Raw genomic sequence first — 18,302 nt, forward strand, 5'->3', positions numbered from 1 at the left:
GTCATTCCGAAGAAATCCAACTTAAGCGCTTCGCTCGACTTGCATGTGTTAGGCACGCCGCCAGCGTTCATCCTGAGCCAGGATCAAACTCTCGTTAAAAAGTTTTCTCTCGGTCCAGGAAAAACTACTCGCTTTTCCTATCCCGTTACTTACTGTTTTTGGGTCGGCATCTTCCGATGCCTTTCTCTGAATTATTCTTCTCAAAAGAATCTTCAGGGTCGTTGTCTATTATTTAGTTATCAAAGTTCTTGGTGTTTTGCTGTCTCTCAACGAGTCAGCTTAAACATAATACCATCAATTACCATGAGTGTCAAGACTATTTTTTATCTTTTTTCACTTTTTTCAACATGATTTTTCCGGTACTACAAATTGTTTTGTCTTTGAGTTTTTCATACAAGATATAGTCTCTATCTCTTCCATAAAAAACTGTCTGAAACCATTTGTTCCAGACAGCCATCAAAGACTTAACGGAGAAAGAGGGATTTGAACCCTCGCGCCGGTTGCCCGACCTACACCCTTAGCAGGGGCGCCTCTTCAGCCTCTTGAGTATTTCTCCAGCAAAAGTTATTATACTAGAGGAATTTTGTATTGTCAATCTTTTTTTGCTTCTACTTTATGTTTTCATTAATAACCTTTTGAATCCTACATTTAACCTCGGCTGCAATTTCCGTTGTTTTCATAGTTTGGTACTCTTCATAATAAATAGGTTCCAGGAAATGAACCTGCACGGTAACCGGATTAATCGTGTTTGTATCAAATGGTTTAAAGGAATCAATCAAAGCTACGGGAACGATCGGACATTTTGCTTTTGTTGCAGATTTAAAGCTTCCTCCCTTAAATTCACCGACCTTATTGCCATTTTTTGATCTGGTTCCTTCTGCAAATATTAAGTAGTTTCTTCCTCTTTTTACTTCCTCAGTTACATGCACGATTACCTGCATTGCCTGCCTGACATCTTCCCGGTCAAGCATATAAGCCTTCATACATGCAAACACCTGCTTCAGAAACTGTATGTTGGCAATCTCCTTTTTCGCAACCACAGAAAACGGCCTGGGACACGCTTCAATAATTGCCAGAACATCATAAAGACCCTGGTGATTTGGGAAAAACATAAACCCGTTATCTTTAGGAAGATTCTCCGCGCCATGCACGTCGATTTTAACATTACCACCTTTGTTTGCGTGCAAAGTAATAAAACGCAGCATTTTGTATTGCTCTTCTTCGGTATATTTCTCAGTATGCTTTGCGTGATAACATAATTTTATCCACATCCAGGGGACTAAAACTATATTTTTTATCACCATTAATAGTATTCTTTTCATTTCTTCTCCTTTATCATTTCATTGGGGACGGGGGATTTTCGGAAATCCCCCGTCCCCAATGATCATTCTACCATACTTATCCACATTTAATCCACAATGATTTTCCACTTTCTGAGTAATATTATAAAAATTTATATGGTCTTGAATTGAATTATCCACATTATTGATATAAAATGTTAATAAAATGACGAGAAATATTCAATGGGGACGGGGGATTTCTGAAAATCCCCCGTCCCCAAAAGGAGGCTATCATGACTACTAATATTAATATGGAACAACTTCAAAATGATGCGGTGGAAATTTTCCATCAGGGATTTGCCTGTTCGGAGTCGGTGATCTATGCGATCAAGAAAAATTTTGAGCTGGACATGTCTGATGATGCGATCGCCATGAGCTCTGGTTTCCCGTGGGGGCTTGGCGGCGGCGGATGTATCTGCGGCGCACTGGCTGGTGCGACAATGTGCATCGGATATTTCTTTGGCCGCAAAACACCCGGTGATCCGAAGATCAACCGCTGCTTTGCCATGACGAATGAGCTGCATGACTATTTTAAAGAAACCTGCGGAGGCACCTGCTGCCGTGTCCTGACCAGAGGCATGGAGAAAAATTCTCCGGAGCGCAAGGCTCAATGTACAAAATTTGTTTCTCTAACCGTAAAGAAAACGGCTGAGATCATTCTTCGTGAGCTTGAAAAAGATGAAGAAAAATAGTTTTTTTCATAAAAGAGCTATCATATTGATCCTGCTTGTTGTCCTTCTTGTGATGTCGGCTTTCCTATTTTATCTTTTGATCAAAAAGGATCAATTTGCACCTGGTAAGGATTCTTCTACGGAAGATACTAATACCGGAGACGATTCGGGTGATCAGAAAAGAAGTACTGAGGTTTCAGGAGGAGAAGAGCTTGAAAAAAAGATCCAGGCACAGATTTCTGAAATGTCTCTTGAAGAGAAAATATATCAGCTTTTCTTCGTAACACCGGAAAGTCTGACAGGAGTAGATATGGTCACACAGGCCGGTGATGCAACAAAAACTGCTCTGGAGCAGTATCCAGTGGGCGGGATCATTTATTTTTCACAGAATATAGAGAATGAAGAGCAGATAACCACCATGACCAGCAATTCTCAATCCTATAGCAAGATTCCTTTGTTTATCGGAGTAGATGAAGAGGGTGGCTCACTGGTGGCACGAATCGCAAATAATCCGAATTTTCAAGTGTCAACTTTTCCGGATATGAAGGAGATCGGCGCTTCCGGCGATCCATCCAAAGCTTATGAGGTGGGATCATCTATCGGTTCTTATCTGAAAAAATATGGATTTAACATGGATTTCGCTCCCGATGCGGATGTTCTCATAAATCCGGAAAATACCGCTATTGGCAGCCGTTCCTTTGGCAGTGACCCACAACTTGTCTCCCAAATGGTGGCGGAAGAAGTCAGAGGGCTGGAGGAACAGAATGTCACTGCAGTCTTAAAGCATTTTCCGGGGCATGGAAGCACTGCGGAAGACAGCCACAACGGTGCGGCAGTCGTAAACCGCAGTCTGGATGAGCTTCGCAGCGCCGAATTTCTTCCATTTGAGGCGGGGATCCAGGCAGGTGCGGATGTGATTATGGTGGGACACCTTCAGGTTCCGCAGGTTATCCCCGACGACACTCCGGCTTCCTTATCTTCCGTCATGATTACGGATATTCTGCGGAATGAACTGGGATTTGACGGGCTTGTAATCACAGATTCACTCTCCATGGGTGCGGTGACAGAATATTATACGTCTGCAGAAGCAGCGGTGATGTGTATCCAAGCTGGTGGCGACATGCTTTTAATACCAGAGGATTTCCACCAAGCTTACCAGGGTGTACTGGATGCAGTCAATAATCAGACTCTTTCCGAAGAGAGAATCAACGAATCACTGACCAGGATCCTTCGGGTAAAATATAAAAATCTTTCTTAATGAGGAAGCCTGTCTGAAATCGAATTCAGACAGGCTTCCCTTTTTCATATTTCTTTATTCTTCTGTTTCTTCAGTTGCCGGCTCTTCGCCTGCTGTTTCTTCTTCCTCTTCATCGCCTTTTCTGACTTTTGCGATGCTGGCGACTTTATCACCCTCCGGAAGATTAATCAGCTTCACCCCGGATGTGATCCTGCCAAGAAGCGAAATGCCTTCACATTTCATACGGATGATAATTCCTTCCGTATTAATAATCATTATCTCATCATCTTCGTTTATTGCCTTAACGCCAACTACATTTCCAGTCTTTTCCATGATTTTATAGCATTTCACGCCTTTGCCGCCTCTGTTCTGAGCCGTAAATTCACTGATTGAGGTTCGTTTTCCCATTCCCTTTTCAGAAACGATCAACAGGTCGCTTCCCTGAACGGTAAGCTGCATACCGATAACCTCATCACGGTCTGCCAGATTGATTCCACGGACACCCATGGATGTTCTTCCGGTCGCGCGTACGTCTTCTTCACTGAACCGGATACACTGGCCGTACTTGGTAGCCAGGATGATCTCCTGCTTTCCGTCTGTAAACTTCACTTCGATCAGCTCATCATCTTCCCTCAGGGTGATGGCTGCCAAACCTGTCTTACGCACATTTGCATAATCCTTCAGAGGTGTTTTCTTGATCAGTCCCCTCTTTGTAGCCATGACAAGATAGGAATCATCGTCATATTTTTCAATCGGGATGACAGCGCTGATCTTCTCTCCCGGCATCAGCTGCAGGAGATTGATGATGGCTGTTCCTCTGGAGGTACGGCTGGACTCTGGAATCTCATAGCCCTTCAGCCGGTATACACGCCCGGTGCTGGTAAAGAACATAATAAAGTGATGTGTATTGGACATAAACAACTCTTCCACATAATCCTCGTCCAGCGTCTGCATGCCTTTGATTCCCTTTCCGCCTCTGTTCTGGGCCTTAAAGGTATCGTTAGACATCCGCTTGATGTACCCAAGCTTCGTCATAGTGATCACAACATCCTCTTTCGGGATCAGGTCTTCCATGGATATATCAAATTCATCAAATCCGATAGAAGTTCTTCTTTCATCTCCATATTTATCCCGGATAGCAATAATCTCTTCCTTGATCACGCCAAGCAGAAGCTTCCGGTCTGCCAGGATCGCCTTCAAACGGCTGATCTGCTCCATCAGCTCTTTGTATTCTGCTTCCAGCTTTTCTCTTTCCAGACCGGTCAGAGCGCGCAGACGCATATCTACAATAGCCTGTGCCTGAACGTCTGTCAGTTCGAACCGCTCCATCAATTCAGACTTTGCAATCTGCACTGTTCTGGATCCACGGATAATACTGATCACTTCATCGATATGATCCAAAGCAACCAGCAGACCTTCCAGAATATGAGCTCTCTCTTCTGCTTTATTCAGCTCGTATTTTGTCCGACGCGTGATAACTTCTTCCTGATGCTTCAGATAATGATTCAGCATTTCCAAGATATTCATAACCTTGGGCTGATTATTGACAAGAGCCAGCATGATGACTCCGAAGGTATCCTGGAGCTGCGTATGTTTGTATAACTGGTTCAAAAGGACATTTGCATTCACATCCTTGCGAAGCTCAATGACCACTCTCATGCCTTCCCGGCTGGACTGATCGCTTAAGTCTGTGATGCCGTCGATCTTTTTATCTCTTACCATCTCAGCGATCTTCTCAATGAGACGCGCTTTGTTGACCATATAAGGAAGCTCCGTCACAATGATGCGGCTCTTTCCATTCGGCATGGTTTCAATATCTGTCACCGCGCGCACCCGGATCTTGCCCCGGCCGGTGCGATAAGCCTCTTCAATTCCTCTTGTCCCGAGGATCATGCCTCCTGTCGGAAAATCAGGCCCTTTGATAATGCCTAAAATTTCCTCTATAGTGGTCTCTTCTTTATCCTCCAGCTGGTTATCAATAATTTTGACTACCGCGTTGATTACTTCCGTCAGATTGTGAGGCGGAATATTGGTGGCCATACCAACAGCGATACCAGAAGTACCGTTTACCAGAAGATTTGGAAATCTTGCCGGCAGTACGGACGGCTCTTTCTCTGTCTCATCAAAGTTCGGTACAAAATCTACCGTATCTTTATTGATGTCCGCAATCATCTCCATGGATATCTTGCTAAGCCTTGCCTCTGTATAACGCATGGCCGCAGCTCCGTCTCCATCCACAGAACCAAAGTTTCCATGGCCGTCCACCAACGGATATCTGGTAGACCAGTCCTGAGCCAGGTTAACCAAAGCTCCGTAGATAGAACTGTCACCGTGGGGGTGGTATTTACCCATGGTATCACCGACGATACGCGCACATTTTCTGTGGGGCTTATCCGGTCCGTTATTCAGCTCGATCATAGAGTGGAGAATCCTTCGCTGTACCGGCTTCAGACCGTCTCTGACGTCCGGCAGAGCACGAGACGCGATGACACTCATGGCATAATCGATATAGGAGGTTTCCATCGTCTTTTTCAGGTCCACTTCGTGGACTTTATCAAAAATATTATCTTCCATCATCTATCCTCCTACACATCCAAGTTCTTAACGTATTTTGCATTTTCTTCAATAAACTCACGTCTGGGCTCTACCTTGTCCCCCATCAGTGTGGTAAAGGTAAGATCCAGCTCTGAGGTCGTCTCTTCATCCATAGTGACACGCAGAAGAATACGGTGTTCCGGATCCATGGTCGTCTCCCACAGCTGTTCTGCATCCATCTCTCCAAGACCTTTATATCTCTGGATCTTATTATTGTTATCTCTTCCGACCTCTCTTAGGATCGAATCCAGCTCTTCATCGCTGTATGCATACCAGACCTTCCTGTTTTTCTCCAGCTTATAGAGCGGCGGCTGCGCCAGGTATACATATCCCTCCTTGATAAGATCCGGCATAAAACGGTACAGGAAGGTTAAAAGCAAGGTACTGATGTGTGCGCCGTCCACATCCGCGTCGGTCATGATGATGATTTTATGATAACGGAGTTTGGATATATCAAAATCATCATGGATCCCTGTTCCAAATGCTGTGATCATTGCTTTGATCTCTGCATTTCCATAAATTTTATCAAGTCTTGCCTTTTCTACGTTTAATATCTTTCCGCGAAGAGGCAGGATTGCCTGGGTAGCACGGTCTCTGGCCGTTTTTGCAGATCCTCCCGCAGAATCTCCTTCTACGATGTAGATCTCGCAGTTTTCCGGATTCTTATCAGAACAGTCCGCCAGCTTCCCTGGAAGAGACATGCCATCCAGAGCTGATTTTCTTCTGGTCAGATCCCTTGCTTTTCTTGCGGCTTCTCTGGCTCTTTGCGCCATTACAGATTTTTCAATGGTAAGCTTTGCCACTGCCGGATTCTGCTCCAGATATATCTCCAGCTGCTTGCTTACTACACTGTCCACAGCTCCTCTGGCTTCGCTGTTGCCTAACTTCTGCTTGGTCTGTCCCTCAAACTGAGGATCCTCGATCTTGACACTGATGATCGCAGTCAGACCTTCTCTGATATCCTCGCCGCTTAAGTTCGGCTCGCTGTCTCTTAAGAGCTTATTCTTTCTGGCATAATCATTGAATGTTTTTGTCAGCGCATTCCGGAAGCCCACCACATGGGTTCCGCCTTCCGGAGTCGTAATGTTATTAACAAATCCATAGGTATTATCACTGTAAGAATCATTGTGCTGCATGGCAACCTCTACGGCTACTCCGTTGACCAGTCCCTCACAATAAATGATATCTTCGTACAGTGCAGTCTTGCTGCGGTTTAAGTAAGAAACAAATTCTCTGATACCGCCCTCGTAATGGAATGTTTTTTCAATGATTCCATCCTCCGGTCTCTCATCTCTTAATACAATCTTAAGTCCTGCAGTCAGAAAGGCCATTTCGCGGAATCTCTGTTTTAATACGTCAAAATCAAAAACGGTTTCTTCAAAAATTGTGTCATCCGGAAGGAAGGTAACCTTTGTCCCGGTCTTTTCCGCTTCACAATCCCCAACGATTTCCAGTTTATGGATGACTTTTCCACGTTCATATCTCTGTTTATACACTTTTCCTTCGTGGAAGATCTCAACCTCCAGCCAGTTTGAAAGGGCGTTTACAACAGAAGCGCCCACGCCATGGAGGCCTCCGGATACCTTGTATCCTCCTCCGCCGAATTTTCCGCCGGCATGAAGTACCGTAAATACAACTTCCACTGCCGGGAGGCCTGCCTTATGGTTGATCCCAACGGGGATTCCCCGCCCGTTATCCACCACTGTTACGGAATTATCCGGATGGACTGTCACTTCGATACTGTCGCAGAATCCTGCCAGCGCTTCATCCACCGAATTATCCACAATCTCATAGACCAGATGGTGCAGTCCCCTTGCCGAAGTGCTTCCGATATACATACCAGGACGTTTCCGGACTGCCTCCAGACCTTCCAGAATCTGAATCTCGTCCGCCCCATATTCGTGCTGTACCTTTTCTGTACTCATGCTTATCCTCCTAGTTTTCATTTACTACCTGTCCGTTATGAACATGGAATACTTTGTTTATAGAAAATCGATGATTTACAAATTCCTCCACACCTGTACAGGTGATCAGGGTCTGTATATCATGAATACTATCTAATAAATAGTTTTGCCTGTGTTTATCCAGTTCAGACAATACGTCGTCAAGTAATAACACAGGTGTATCATGGATCATCCGCTTGACAAGCTCGATCTCAGATAATTTCAGAGAAAGAGCCGCAGTCCTTTGCTGTCCCTGGGAACCGAATTTGCGGATATCCAGATTGCCGCTTAGAAAACAGATATCATCTCTGTGGGGTCCCACCGACGTACTTTTCAGCTTGATATCCTTTTCCCTGTTTCTCCTGACTGCATCTTCCAATGGCATATCGCCGCTGCTTGGCTCATAGATGACCCGGATTTCTTCCCGCCCTCCAGTCAATTTCTGATGGATAGAAGAAATAATTTCGTTTATCTCTTCCACAAATCTTTTTCTGCGCTCTATGATCCTGCTCCCGTACTGACTAAGCTGCAGATCCCAGATATCCAGAGTATCTGCCGATTCCCTGTTTCCTGAAAATCCGATTTCCTTCAGTAGATGGTTTCTCTGGTTCACCGTGCGGTTATAATTTGCCAAATCGCTCAAATATACCTTGTCAAGCTGTGATAATTCCAGATCAATAAATCTGCGCCTTTCTCCCGGACCGTTTTTGATGATATTCAGATCCTCGGGCGAAAAGAATACAAGATTAACAATACCGAATAGCTCTCCGGCTTTCCGGATCGGGATCTTGTTGATCGCAATCCCCTTGGGACTATTCTTTTTCAGATGCATATCAATCTGATATTCGATCTCGTTTTTTTCCACAATGGTCTCTATATGGGATTCGGTCTGTCCGAATTGGATCATATCTTTATCCCTGGTTCCCCGATGGGATTTTGATGTTCCAGACAGATAAACTGCTTCCAGGATATTTGTTTTCCCCTGCGCATTATCCCCGTAGAAGATATTTGCCGCAGGGTCAAACTGTAGTTTCAGAAATTCATAATTTCGAAAATTTTTGATCTTTAAAGATTTAATCTTCAATTTTAATTTCTTCCCCGTTAAAAGTTACCAAATCGCCGGCATACAGCTTTTTGCCACGTCTGGATTCAACCTCTCCATTGACCAGAACCTTTCCTTCCTGGATCACTTCTTTTGCCTCGGCTCCTGATTCCACCAGTCCGGCGGCTTTTAAAGCCTGACCAAGCTTGATAAATTCATCTTTTAAAGTTATTTTCATTCCCCAATTACTCCTTTAGACAGCTGCATTAAAGTTTACAGGAAGAATCAGATAAATATAGCTTTCCTCCTCATCCTTGATAAAGCAGGGCGCCTTTGCATTCATCAGATACAGGGTAACCTCTTCATCGTCAATAACCCTTAATGCATCGATCAAAAACTTGGGATTAAAGCCGATCAAGAGATCCTTTCCTTCTTTTGCGATTTCAATTTCATCGTTCATGGAGCCGATCTGAGATTTCATCCTAAGCTCCATCAGCTCATCGCCGATCTGAATGATAATCGGCTTTTTATCTCCTTCTTTGATCAGAAGAGTTGCACGGTCAATACAATTCAGAAGCTCTTTTTTATTGATCTTTACCTTCGTCTCATAATCACTTGACAGCATCTGGTCGATCTTAAAATAGTCTCCCTCGATCAGTCTGGATACTACGACCGTGTTGTCAAATTCAAATACGATGTGGTTGCTGGTATAAGAAATGCTGACCATACTCTCAGCCTCTCCGGAAAGAATCTTACTGATCTCTATCAGCGTTTTTCCCGGAACGATCAGCTTTTTATCTGCAGCTTCTTCTTTCAGTTCAATCCTTCGGATGGAAATACGGTGTCCATCCAGAGAAACAACTCTTAAAACATTATTCCTGATTTCAAATAATTCTCCGCCCATCATCTTATTGCTCTCAGAATCTGAAATTGAGAAGATGGTCTGGCGGATTACTTCTTTCAGCGTAAACTGAGAGATCTCAATAGAATTTTCCTTCTCGATGACCGGAAGGTATGAAAATTCTTCTCCCGGTTTTCCGGAAATGTCAAATTTTGCCTTTTCACAGGTAATCACTGTCTGCAGGCGGTCGTCTGTTTCAATCGTGATATCACTGTCCGGGAGCTTGCGTACAATTTCAGAAAAGATCCTTGCATCAATAGCGATCATTCCTCTGTCCACGATCTCTCCCTCTATCTCTGTCTGTATCCCCAGTTCCATATCGTTTGCAGTCAACCTTATAATATCCATTGTTGCATCGATCAGGATACATTCCAGGATAGGCATGGTTGTTTTTGAAGGAACTGCCTTGGATACAATGCTGACACCTTTTACCAGATTTGATTTATTACAGATGATTTTCATAATGTGTATAACTCCTTTCGCATGGCGCGTATAGATTTATATATGATTTTATTCCGTATTACTCGTATTAGGGGCTGTGGATAAGTGGAAAACTATGTCCAGCCCTCTGTTTTCAAGTGTTTGCCGTTTTGAAATCTCTGTGGATTTCTCTGGGAATTTTTGTGGATGATGTTGGGAAAACTTTTTCCGGATATGTGGATAAAAATATTTTCCAAAGTTATCCAGCGTTTTCCCCGGCTTATCCACATAGTTATTCACATTAGGCGGGATTAATTTTCTTCCTTATTATATTAATGGTATTGCTTAAGGTCTCGTCTTCTTTTTCTTCCGCGGCAATCTTTTCAATGCCGTATTTGATCGTAGAATGATCCTTTCCTCCAAGAACAACACCAATAGCCTTCAGGGAGGATTCGGTCATGGTACGGATCAGATACATGGAGATCTGCCGTGGATTTGCAATATCCGCGTTTCGTTTGTTACTCTTTAAGTCAGCCACTGTAATTCCAAAGTGGTCTGCCACAATATCCAGAATAAGCTCCGGGGTTACTTCCCTCTTATTTTCAGAAGAGATAATATCTTTTAATGCTTCTGCAGCAAGAGGAATGTCGATCTCGCCTTCATGGTTCAGCTTGTAAAGCGCTATCAGTTTATTTAAGGAACCTTCCAGCTCTCTGATATTTGTTTTTACATTTTCTGCAATGTACTTCAGTACATCTTTCGGTATATTGTATTTTTCCAGCTGATCCAGTTCGATCTTTTTCTGAAGGATCGCCATACGGGTCTCATAATTTGGTGCAGAGATATCTGCAATCAGTCCCCACTCAAACCGGGTACGGAGCCTTGCCTCCAAAGTCTCGATATCCTTTGGCGGCTTATCACTGGAAATGATGATCTGTTTTCCGGACGTATGTAAGTGGTTAAAGGTATGGAAGAATTCTTCCTGTGTACTTTCTTTTCCAATGATAAACTGGATATCATCGATGAGAAGTACATCATTATTCCTGTATTTGTCCCTGAATTTGGAGATAGCGGATTCATTTCCGGATGTTTTCCCCATCTTCAGAGCTTCGATCAGTTCATTGGTAAATGTCTCGCTGGTTACATAAAGTACCTTTTTCTTTGGATTCTTGTCCAGGATGAAGTGTGCAATGGAATGCATCAGATGGGTCTTTCCAAGACCGACGCCTCCATATAAGAACAGCGGATTATATACTTCTCCAGGAGATTCTGCTACTGCCAGTGAAGCGGCATGTGCAAAATTATTATTTCCGCCGACGACAAAGGTATCAAAAGTATACTTTGGATTCAGTCCTGCTTTTTCGGCGGCAGATTTGGTTCTTTTCTTTGTCATGGATTCAGAAGGTTTGCTCTGGAGCTCTTCCAGAACATTATCATCTTCCGATATAAAACGGATTTCATATTCTTCGCCTGTGATATCTGCGATACATACTTTTAAAGGAAGAAGATATTTCTTTTCAATATATTCCACACTGGAATTCGTATTCACTAAAATGATCACGGTATCATCGATCACATCATAGACCTTTAAGGGACGGATCCAGGTCGTGAAAGATACATTGGATAAATCGTGCTCTACCTTAAGATGTTCAATGATTTCTTCCCATTTTTCCTGTACAATATTCATGGTAAATAACTCCTAATCTTTACAATATCATAGGTTCAAACATAAAAACCCACTCTTAATTATTCTACATCAAAATACAGATTTAGGCAATGTTTAATCCATGTGGATAACTTTATACACAGAAGAAAAACCAGTTTCAAAGGGAAAATCTATGTAAAATTTTTAATATCCACATGTTATCCACGCGTTTTCCCGGTGTTATCCACATTTTGTGGATAAATAATATTTAGAAAAATCGGCGAAGACCTTGACTTTATAGGCCTTTTTGCATATAATCAAAAATGTGTCTTTATGAAATATAGGGAAAATCCCTTGCAAAATATAAGGAGGTGGATATCTATGAAAATGACATTCCAGCCAAAAAAAAGACAGAGATCTAAGGTTCATGGATTCAGAGCAAGAATGAAGACCGCAGGTGGAAGAAAAGTTCTTGCAGCAAGAAGAGCAAAAGGAAGAAAGAAATTATCAGCGTAGGCCGCATATATGTGGCCTTTTCTTCTCTAAAAATTGGGAGAAATATGAGTAATGAAGTATTCTGAATCCTTGAAGAAGAACAAAGATTTTCAGAAGGTCTACAGTGAAAAAAAGTCGTATGCAAATAAGTATCTTGTTATGTATACGATGAAGAATAACACAGATCAAAACCGATTGGGAATATCAGTAAGTAAAAAAGTTGGAAACAGTATTGTTCGTCACAGATTAACAAGATTGATCAGAGAAAGTTATCGATTACAAGAAGAGAGATTTCAGTGCGGTTATGATATTGTTGTCATAGCAAGAGTCAGTGCGAAAGGAAAAGATTATCATGAGATTGAGAAAGCACTGCTGCACCTGGCTCATCTTCATAAAATCATAGATCAGGGGTAATAAGAAATGAAAAAACTCATGTTGAAATGTATTCGTTTCTATCAGAAGTATTTGTCTTGTATGAAAGGGTATTCTACCTGTATCTACTATCCGACCTGTTCCCAGTATGCGATCGAAGCGATCGAAAAATATGGAGCCATAAAAGGAGGGGCCCTTGCGGCCTGGAGAATCCTCAGGTGCAATCCATTTGCAAAAGGCGGATACGACCCCGTCCCTTAAGAAGTGTGACAATAATATACGGAGGAAATTAAAAAATGATGTTTAGTTTGCTGACTGCGGCAAACTGGCCGATCATAGGTCAGCTTTGCTGGCTCTTAGGTAAAGTTATGAACTTTATCTATGAGATTTTGGATAAAATCCTGCCAAGCGATAATGGACTTGTAGGATTATCAATCATTATATATACAATCCTTGTATATACACTGATGATGCCTCTTACAATTAAGCAGCAAAGATCATCCAAGATGATGGCTGTTATCAATCCGGAAGTCCAGGCAATCCAGAAGAAGTACAAAAACAAAAGAGACCAGGCAAGTCAGATGAAAATGCAGGAAGAGGTGCAGCAGGTCTATGACAAGTATGGAACATCCATGATGGGCGGATGTCTTCAGATGCTGATCCAGATGCCGCTTCTGTTTGCTCTGTATCCGGTCGTTTATGATATTGAAAATTATATTCCGGCAATCAAGGATGCGCCGGCTGAGGTAAACAGATTCCTGACCATCCCGGATCTGACGATCTCACCGACGCAGATGATCTCAAACAGCGGATCCTTTGGTCTGCCGGCGGCAGTGATCATTGTAACTGCAATACTGATCCCGGTTCTTTCCGGTGCGGTGCAGTATATCAGTATCCGTCTTTCACAGGCTATCTCAGGACAGCAGGTGGACAAGGATAATCCAATGGCAAGCACTATGAAGACGATGAATGTGACGATGCCATTATTCTCAGTGTTCATCGCATTTTCTTTCTCAGCAGGTATCGGTCTTTACTGGATCGTCAGTGCGGTGGTAAGATGTGTTCAGCAGATCTTTATCAATAAGAGCCTGAAGAAGATGTCAGTAGAAGATCTGATCGAGAAAAATAAAGAAAAAGCGGAAAAGAAAAAACAAAAGCGCGGAGAACGTGCAGAACGTATCAACGCAATGGCTCAGACTAATACAAAGAGTATTAAAGAGTCTGCAAAGAAGAATGTGTCTGCGGAAAGTGAAAAGGAAAAAGAAAAGAAACTGGAGCAGGCAAGGAAAAACGCAAGCAATGCAAAATCAGGAAGTCTGGCGGCAAAGGCAAACATGGTGAAAAAATTTAATGAAAATAATTAGGGGGCGGTTTTCGTGGACTATATTACCGTATCAGCAAAAACATTAGACGACGCGATCACAGAAGCGCTGATCCAGCTTGGCGTGACCAGTGACCAGCTGGATTATGAGGTGATTGAAAAAGGAAGCCCGGGATTCTTAGGTATCGGGATGAAGCAGGCCGTGATCAAGGCCCGCAGAAAGCATGAAGAGCCGGAAGTGTCCGAGCTTGACGAGCTCTTAAAGGAAGAAGTAAAAGAAGAGACAGCAAAGGAAACGGAAAAAGAAGAAAAAGAGCCTCAAAAGACAGCAGACAAGCCCGTCAGAGAAAAGAAGCATAAGAATAAAAAGAAACATGAGCCAAAGCACGAGCCTGAAAAAGCTGCAGAGGAAAAGGCTGAAGAGGTAAGAAAAGAGATTGAACTGGCAAAAGTAGAGGATCAGACGATCGAAGCATGTGAAAAGTTTATTTCAGATGTAATGAAAGCCATGAATATGGAAAATGTAAAGGTTACATCCTCTATAGATGAAGAGGGAGCTCTTTCCATCAATATGGAAGGTCCGAATATGGGAATCCTGATCGGCAAGAGAGGACAGACTCTGGATTCTCTTCAGTACCTTACAAACAGGGTGGCTAATAAGACCCAGGACGGCTATGTTCGTGTGAAGCTGGATACCGAGGATTACAGAAGAAGAAGGAAAGAAACTCTGGAGAACCTGGCAAGAAACATTGCAGGTAAGGTAAAGAGGACAAGAAGGACTGTAGTGCTGGAGCCGATGAATCCATATGAAAGAAGAATTATCCACTCTGCTCTTCAGTCAGATCCTGCCGTATCTACACATAGTGAGGGAGAAGAACCTTACAGAAGAGTGGTTGTAACTCTGGTACGTAAATAATTCAAATTGAAAAAGAAGCTGTTGTAAGATATAATTTTTACAGCAGCTTTTTTATTCTGTAGGAGAGAAGAATGAATATGAATGAAAGAACCACCATAGCTGCTATTTCTACAGCTATGAGTAATTCCGGCATTGGAATCGTCCGTATGAGCGGAGATCAGGCATTCCAGATTGCAGATATTGTCTACAGGGGCAGACATGGAAAAAAGTTAATGGAACAGAAATCACATACTATCCATTATGGATATATTGTGGATGGAGAAGAGACCATTGATGAGGTCCTGGTCATGCTTATGAGAGGACCGCACAGCTATACGGGAGAGGATACGGTAGAGATTAACTGTCATGGAGGAGTCTTTGTAGTAAAAAGGATTCTGGAACTTTTGATTAGGTCAGGAGCAAGGCCTGCAGAGCCTGGAGAATTTACCAAGAAGGCATTTCTAAACGGAAGGCTGGATCTTTCCCAGGCAGAAGCTGTAGGAGATCTGATCGCTTCGCAGAATGAGTATGCACTCCAAAGCTCTGTCAATCAGTTGAAAGGAAATATAAGAGATAAAATAAGTGATTTAAGAAATAAAATTATTTACCACACTGCATTTATTGAAAGTGCCCTGGATGATCCTGAGCATATCAGTGTAGATGGTTATGGAGAGGAATTAGAATCTTCGGCAACTGAGATGATGGAAGAAATCAAGAAACTGATTGATTCGGCCGATGACGGAAGGATTCTGAAAGAAGGCATTAATACTGTGATCCTGGGAAAACCAAATGTAGGGAAATCTTCTCTTCTGAATGTACTCCTGGGTGAAGACCGGGCTATCGTTACCGATATTGCCGGCACTACCAGAGATGTATTGGAGGAACACATTACCCTTCAGGGAATTTCCCTGAATATCATGGATACGGCAGGAATCCGGGACACCAGTGATATAGTGGAAAAGATTGGAGTGGACCGGGCCAGAGATTTTGCAAGGGATGCGGATCTTTTGATCCATGTCATTGATGCTTCTTCTCCTTTGGATGATAATGATTTTGAAATTTTTCAGATGCTCCATGGAAAACAGTCTGTGATCCTGCTAAATAAAACGGATCTGAAGATGAAGGTATTAAAAAAGGATGTTGAAGAGGCATATTTTGCAAGTAATCCTGCAAAATGTGAGAGCGATAATACTACGGAACAAAATGTATCCCATAAAGTAAACCAGGATAAAATCCCTGAAATCATAGAAATTTCTGCAAAGAACAGGGATGGTATCGATCGTCTGGAGACTGTTTTAAAGGATATGTTTTTTGAAGGAAATCTTTCATTTAATAATGAAATCTACATTACGAATGTCCGTCAGAAGACGGCGCTCAAAGAAGCATACGATTCGCTTCGAAAGGTTGTGGAGAGTATCAGAAACGGCATGCCGGAGGATTTTTATTCCATCGATCTGATGGATGCCTACGAGGCACTGGGATCTATTACAGGAGAAACGATAGGAGAAGATTTGGTCAATGAAATATTCAGCAAATTCTGTATGGGAAAATAGTGATTCATATGACGTGGCTGTGATCGGTGCAGGCCATGCGGGATGCGAAGCTGCTCTTGCAGCGGCAAGGCTTGGACTGCGCACGATTATATTTACCGTAAGTATGGACAGTGTGGCGCTTATGCCCTGCAATCCTAATATCGGAGGAAGTTCCAAGGGACATCTGGTGCGGGAGATAGACGCTCTTGGTGGAGAGATGGGAAAGGTGATCGATCAGGCTTTTATCCAGTCCAAAATGCTGAACAAGTCAAAAGGTCCTGCAGTGCATTCTCTGCGGGCACAGGCAGATAAGGATAAGTACAGCCGTATTATGAGAGAGACTCTGGAAAATCAGGAAAATCTCGATATCAAACAGACAGAAATCGTAAATATCCTTACAGAAGACGGAAGGGTGACTGGCGTGGAGAATTTTTCCGGAATGATTTTTCCCTGCAAAGCCGTAATTCTTTGTACCGGCACTTATCTGAAGGCACGCTGTATTTATGGTGAGGTCAGCGCTAATACAGGCCCGAATGGCCTGCAGGCTGCCAATCATCTGACAGACTGCCTGAAAAATCTGGGAATCAGGATGTATCGGTTTAAGACCGGAACGCCTGCCAGGATTGACAAACGTACAGTTGATTTCAGCAAAATGGAAGAACAGTTCGGGGATGAAAGAATCGTTCCTTTTTCTTTTACAACAGATCCGGAGGATGTACAGATTGATCAGGTTTCTTGCTGGCTTACTTATACTACAAAGGAGACTCATCAGATTATAAGGGATAATCTGGACCGCTCTCCTTTATTTTCCGGTGCGATCGAGGGAACCGGCCCCCGCTACTGTCCTTCTATTGAGGATAAGGTGGTAAAATTCGCAGATAAAGAAAGGCACCAGGTATTTATTGAGCCGGAGGGACTCCATACCAATGAAATGTATATTGGTGGCATGTCCTCTTCTCTTCCGGAAGATGTGCAGTACGCCATGTACCGCTCTGTACCCGGGCTTGAAAATGTAAAGATTGTCAGGAATGCCTATGCTATTGAATATGATTGTATTGATGCAAGACAGCTTCTGCCCTCTCTGGAATTCCGGGAGATCAGCGGACTTTTCAGCGGCGGGCAGTTTAATGGAAGCTCCGGTTATGAAGAAGCGGCAGCCCAGGGGCTGATTGCAGGAATCAATGCCGCCAGAAAGCTGCAGGGAAAAGAGCCTGTGATCCTGGACCGGTCGGAGGCATATATCGGAGTGCTGATCGATGATCTGGTGACAAAGGAGTCAAAGGAGCCATACCGTATGATGACTTCCAGAGCTGAGTATCGTCTGCTTCTCAGGCAGGATAATGCGGATCAGCGTCTGACAAAGATCGGCTATGAAATAGGTCTGATACCGGAGGAAAGATATCAAAGGCTTCTGAAAAAGGAAGAGCTTATTGAAAAAGAAATTATAAGATTAAAATCGGCGACGGTGGGAACATCTGAAAAGGTGCAGAATCTTCTTGTTTCCAGAAACAGTACTCCCCTCTCTTCCGGCAGCACTCTGGCGGAGCTGATCCGCCGGCCGGAGATTTCCTATAAGGAGCTTGAGACTATTGATGAGGGAAGGCCGGAAATGCCGGAGGATCTTAAAAATGAAGTGATCGAACAGATTGATATTTCCATTAAATATGAGGGGTATATATCGCGGCAGAAACGGCAGGTAGAGCAGTTTAAAAAGCTGGAGAAAAAGAAAATTCCGGAAGATATTGATTATGATAAGGTAAAAAGTCTGCGGATTGAAGCAGTACAGAAATTAAAGGAGTACCGGCCAGTCTCTATTGGACAGGCATCCAGGATTTCAGGAGTTTCTCCAGCTGATATTTCGGTACTTCTGGTATATTTGGGAGGAAAATAGAG

16 protein-coding genes, 1 tRNA gene and 1 rRNA gene are annotated in these 18,302 nt (G+C 43.1%); 9 read left to right on the forward strand and 9 right to left on the reverse strand.

Annotated elements, in window-relative coordinates:
* From BKD12_RS03940 to BKD12_RS03950, 3 genes are all read right to left on the reverse strand, one after another.
* Positions 1-99, reverse strand: a 16S ribosomal RNA gene (locus BKD12_RS03940); the annotation flags it as partial.
* A gap of 369 nt (positions 100-468) precedes the next feature.
* Positions 469-556, reverse strand: a tRNA-Ser gene (locus BKD12_RS03945).
* 52 nt (positions 557-608) lie between these two features.
* Positions 609-1,322: a lysophospholipid acyltransferase family protein gene (locus BKD12_RS03950; protein ID WP_070088034.1), complete on the reverse strand. Its 714-nt coding sequence runs from the start codon at positions 1,320-1,322 to the stop codon at positions 609-611.
* A gap of 251 nt (positions 1,323-1,573) precedes the next feature.
* Between BKD12_RS03950 and BKD12_RS03955 the strand changes: the two genes are divergently transcribed.
* Both BKD12_RS03955 and BKD12_RS03960 read left to right on the forward strand, forming a co-directional pair.
* A complete protein-coding gene (locus tag BKD12_RS03955; RefSeq protein WP_070088035.1) occupies positions 1,574-2,032 on the forward strand; it encodes a C-GCAxxG-C-C family protein in 459 nt (152 codons plus the stop codon).
* Positions 2,019-3,269, forward strand: a complete 1,251-nt coding sequence (locus BKD12_RS03960; RefSeq protein ID WP_070088036.1) for a glycoside hydrolase family 3 protein — start codon at positions 2,019-2,021, stop codon at positions 3,267-3,269. Before BKD12_RS03955 ends, BKD12_RS03960 begins: the two co-directional genes overlap by 14 nt.
* Positions 3,270-3,323: 54 nt before the next feature.
* On the opposite strand, the gene gyrA is transcribed toward BKD12_RS03960, so the two are convergent.
* The 6 genes from gyrA to dnaA all read right to left on the reverse strand — a co-directional run bounded on the left by gyrA (position 3,324) and on the right by dnaA (position 11,836).
* Positions 3,324-5,822, reverse strand: coding sequence for a DNA gyrase subunit A (gyrA, locus tag BKD12_RS03965; RefSeq protein ID WP_070088037.1), 2,499 nt, complete (start codon positions 5,820-5,822; stop codon positions 3,324-3,326).
* A gap of 11 nt (positions 5,823-5,833) precedes the next feature.
* Positions 5,834-7,768 (reverse strand): DNA topoisomerase (ATP-hydrolyzing) subunit B, encoded by a 1,935-nt coding sequence (gene gyrB, locus BKD12_RS03970; RefSeq protein ID WP_070088038.1) that lies wholly within the window; start codon positions 7,766-7,768, stop codon positions 5,834-5,836.
* A 10-nt stretch (positions 7,769-7,778) separates the two neighbouring features.
* Positions 7,779-8,870 (reverse strand): DNA replication/repair protein RecF, encoded by a 1,092-nt coding sequence (gene recF / locus BKD12_RS03975; protein ID WP_070088039.1) that lies wholly within the window; start codon positions 8,868-8,870, stop codon positions 7,779-7,781.
* Positions 8,860-9,066 carry a S4 domain-containing protein YaaA gene (gene yaaA, locus BKD12_RS03980; protein ID WP_070088040.1) on the reverse strand — a complete coding sequence of 69 codons (207 nt, stop codon included), beginning with the start codon at positions 9,064-9,066 and terminating at the stop codon, positions 8,860-8,862. The genes recF and yaaA overlap by 11 nt, the downstream gene beginning before the upstream one ends.
* A gap of 15 nt (positions 9,067-9,081) precedes the next feature.
* Complete coding sequence (gene dnaN, locus BKD12_RS03985) at positions 9,082-10,191, reverse strand: DNA polymerase III subunit beta (protein WP_070088041.1); 1,110 nt, start codon at positions 10,189-10,191, stop codon at positions 9,082-9,084.
* Between the two features lie 259 nt (positions 10,192-10,450).
* Positions 10,451-11,836, reverse strand: coding sequence for a chromosomal replication initiator protein DnaA (dnaA, locus tag BKD12_RS03995; RefSeq protein WP_070088043.1), 1,386 nt, complete (start codon positions 11,834-11,836; stop codon positions 10,451-10,453).
* Positions 11,837-12,175: 339 nt separating this feature from the next.
* Between dnaA and rpmH the strand changes: the two genes are divergently transcribed.
* The 7 genes from rpmH (at position 12,176) to mnmG (ending at position 18,300) form a co-directional block, all read left to right on the forward strand.
* A complete protein-coding gene (gene rpmH / locus BKD12_RS04000; protein ID WP_070088044.1) occupies positions 12,176-12,310 on the forward strand; it encodes a 50S ribosomal protein L34 in 135 nt (44 codons plus the stop codon).
* Between the two features lie 51 nt (positions 12,311-12,361).
* Positions 12,362-12,703 (forward strand): ribonuclease P protein component, encoded by a 342-nt coding sequence (gene rnpA, locus BKD12_RS04005; protein WP_070088045.1) that lies wholly within the window; start codon positions 12,362-12,364, stop codon positions 12,701-12,703.
* Between the two features lie 6 nt (positions 12,704-12,709).
* Complete coding sequence (gene yidD, locus BKD12_RS04010; RefSeq protein ID WP_070088046.1) at positions 12,710-12,922, forward strand: membrane protein insertion efficiency factor YidD; 213 nt, start codon at positions 12,710-12,712, stop codon at positions 12,920-12,922.
* Between the two features lie 35 nt (positions 12,923-12,957).
* Positions 12,958-14,025: a YidC/Oxa1 family membrane protein insertase gene (locus tag BKD12_RS04015; RefSeq protein ID WP_070088047.1), complete on the forward strand. Its 1,068-nt coding sequence runs from the start codon at positions 12,958-12,960 to the stop codon at positions 14,023-14,025.
* Positions 14,026-14,037: 12 nt separating this feature from the next.
* Positions 14,038-14,898: an RNA-binding cell elongation regulator Jag/EloR gene (gene jag, locus BKD12_RS04020; protein WP_070088048.1), complete on the forward strand. Its 861-nt coding sequence runs from the start codon at positions 14,038-14,040 to the stop codon at positions 14,896-14,898.
* Positions 14,899-14,969: 71 nt separating this feature from the next.
* A complete protein-coding gene (gene mnmE, locus BKD12_RS04025) occupies positions 14,970-16,430 on the forward strand; it encodes a tRNA uridine-5-carboxymethylaminomethyl(34) synthesis GTPase MnmE (RefSeq protein ID WP_083262827.1) in 1,461 nt (486 codons plus the stop codon).
* Positions 16,396-18,300 (forward strand): tRNA uridine-5-carboxymethylaminomethyl(34) synthesis enzyme MnmG, encoded by a 1,905-nt coding sequence (gene mnmG, locus BKD12_RS04030; protein ID WP_070088049.1) that lies wholly within the window; start codon positions 16,396-16,398, stop codon positions 18,298-18,300. The genes mnmE and mnmG overlap by 35 nt, the downstream gene beginning before the upstream one ends.
* Positions 18,301-18,302: the final 2 nt, after the last annotated feature.

The sequence above is a fragment of the Merdimonas faecis genome (assembly GCF_001754075.1).
Taxonomy (GTDB): domain Bacteria; phylum Bacillota; class Clostridia; order Lachnospirales; family Lachnospiraceae; genus Merdimonas; species Merdimonas faecis.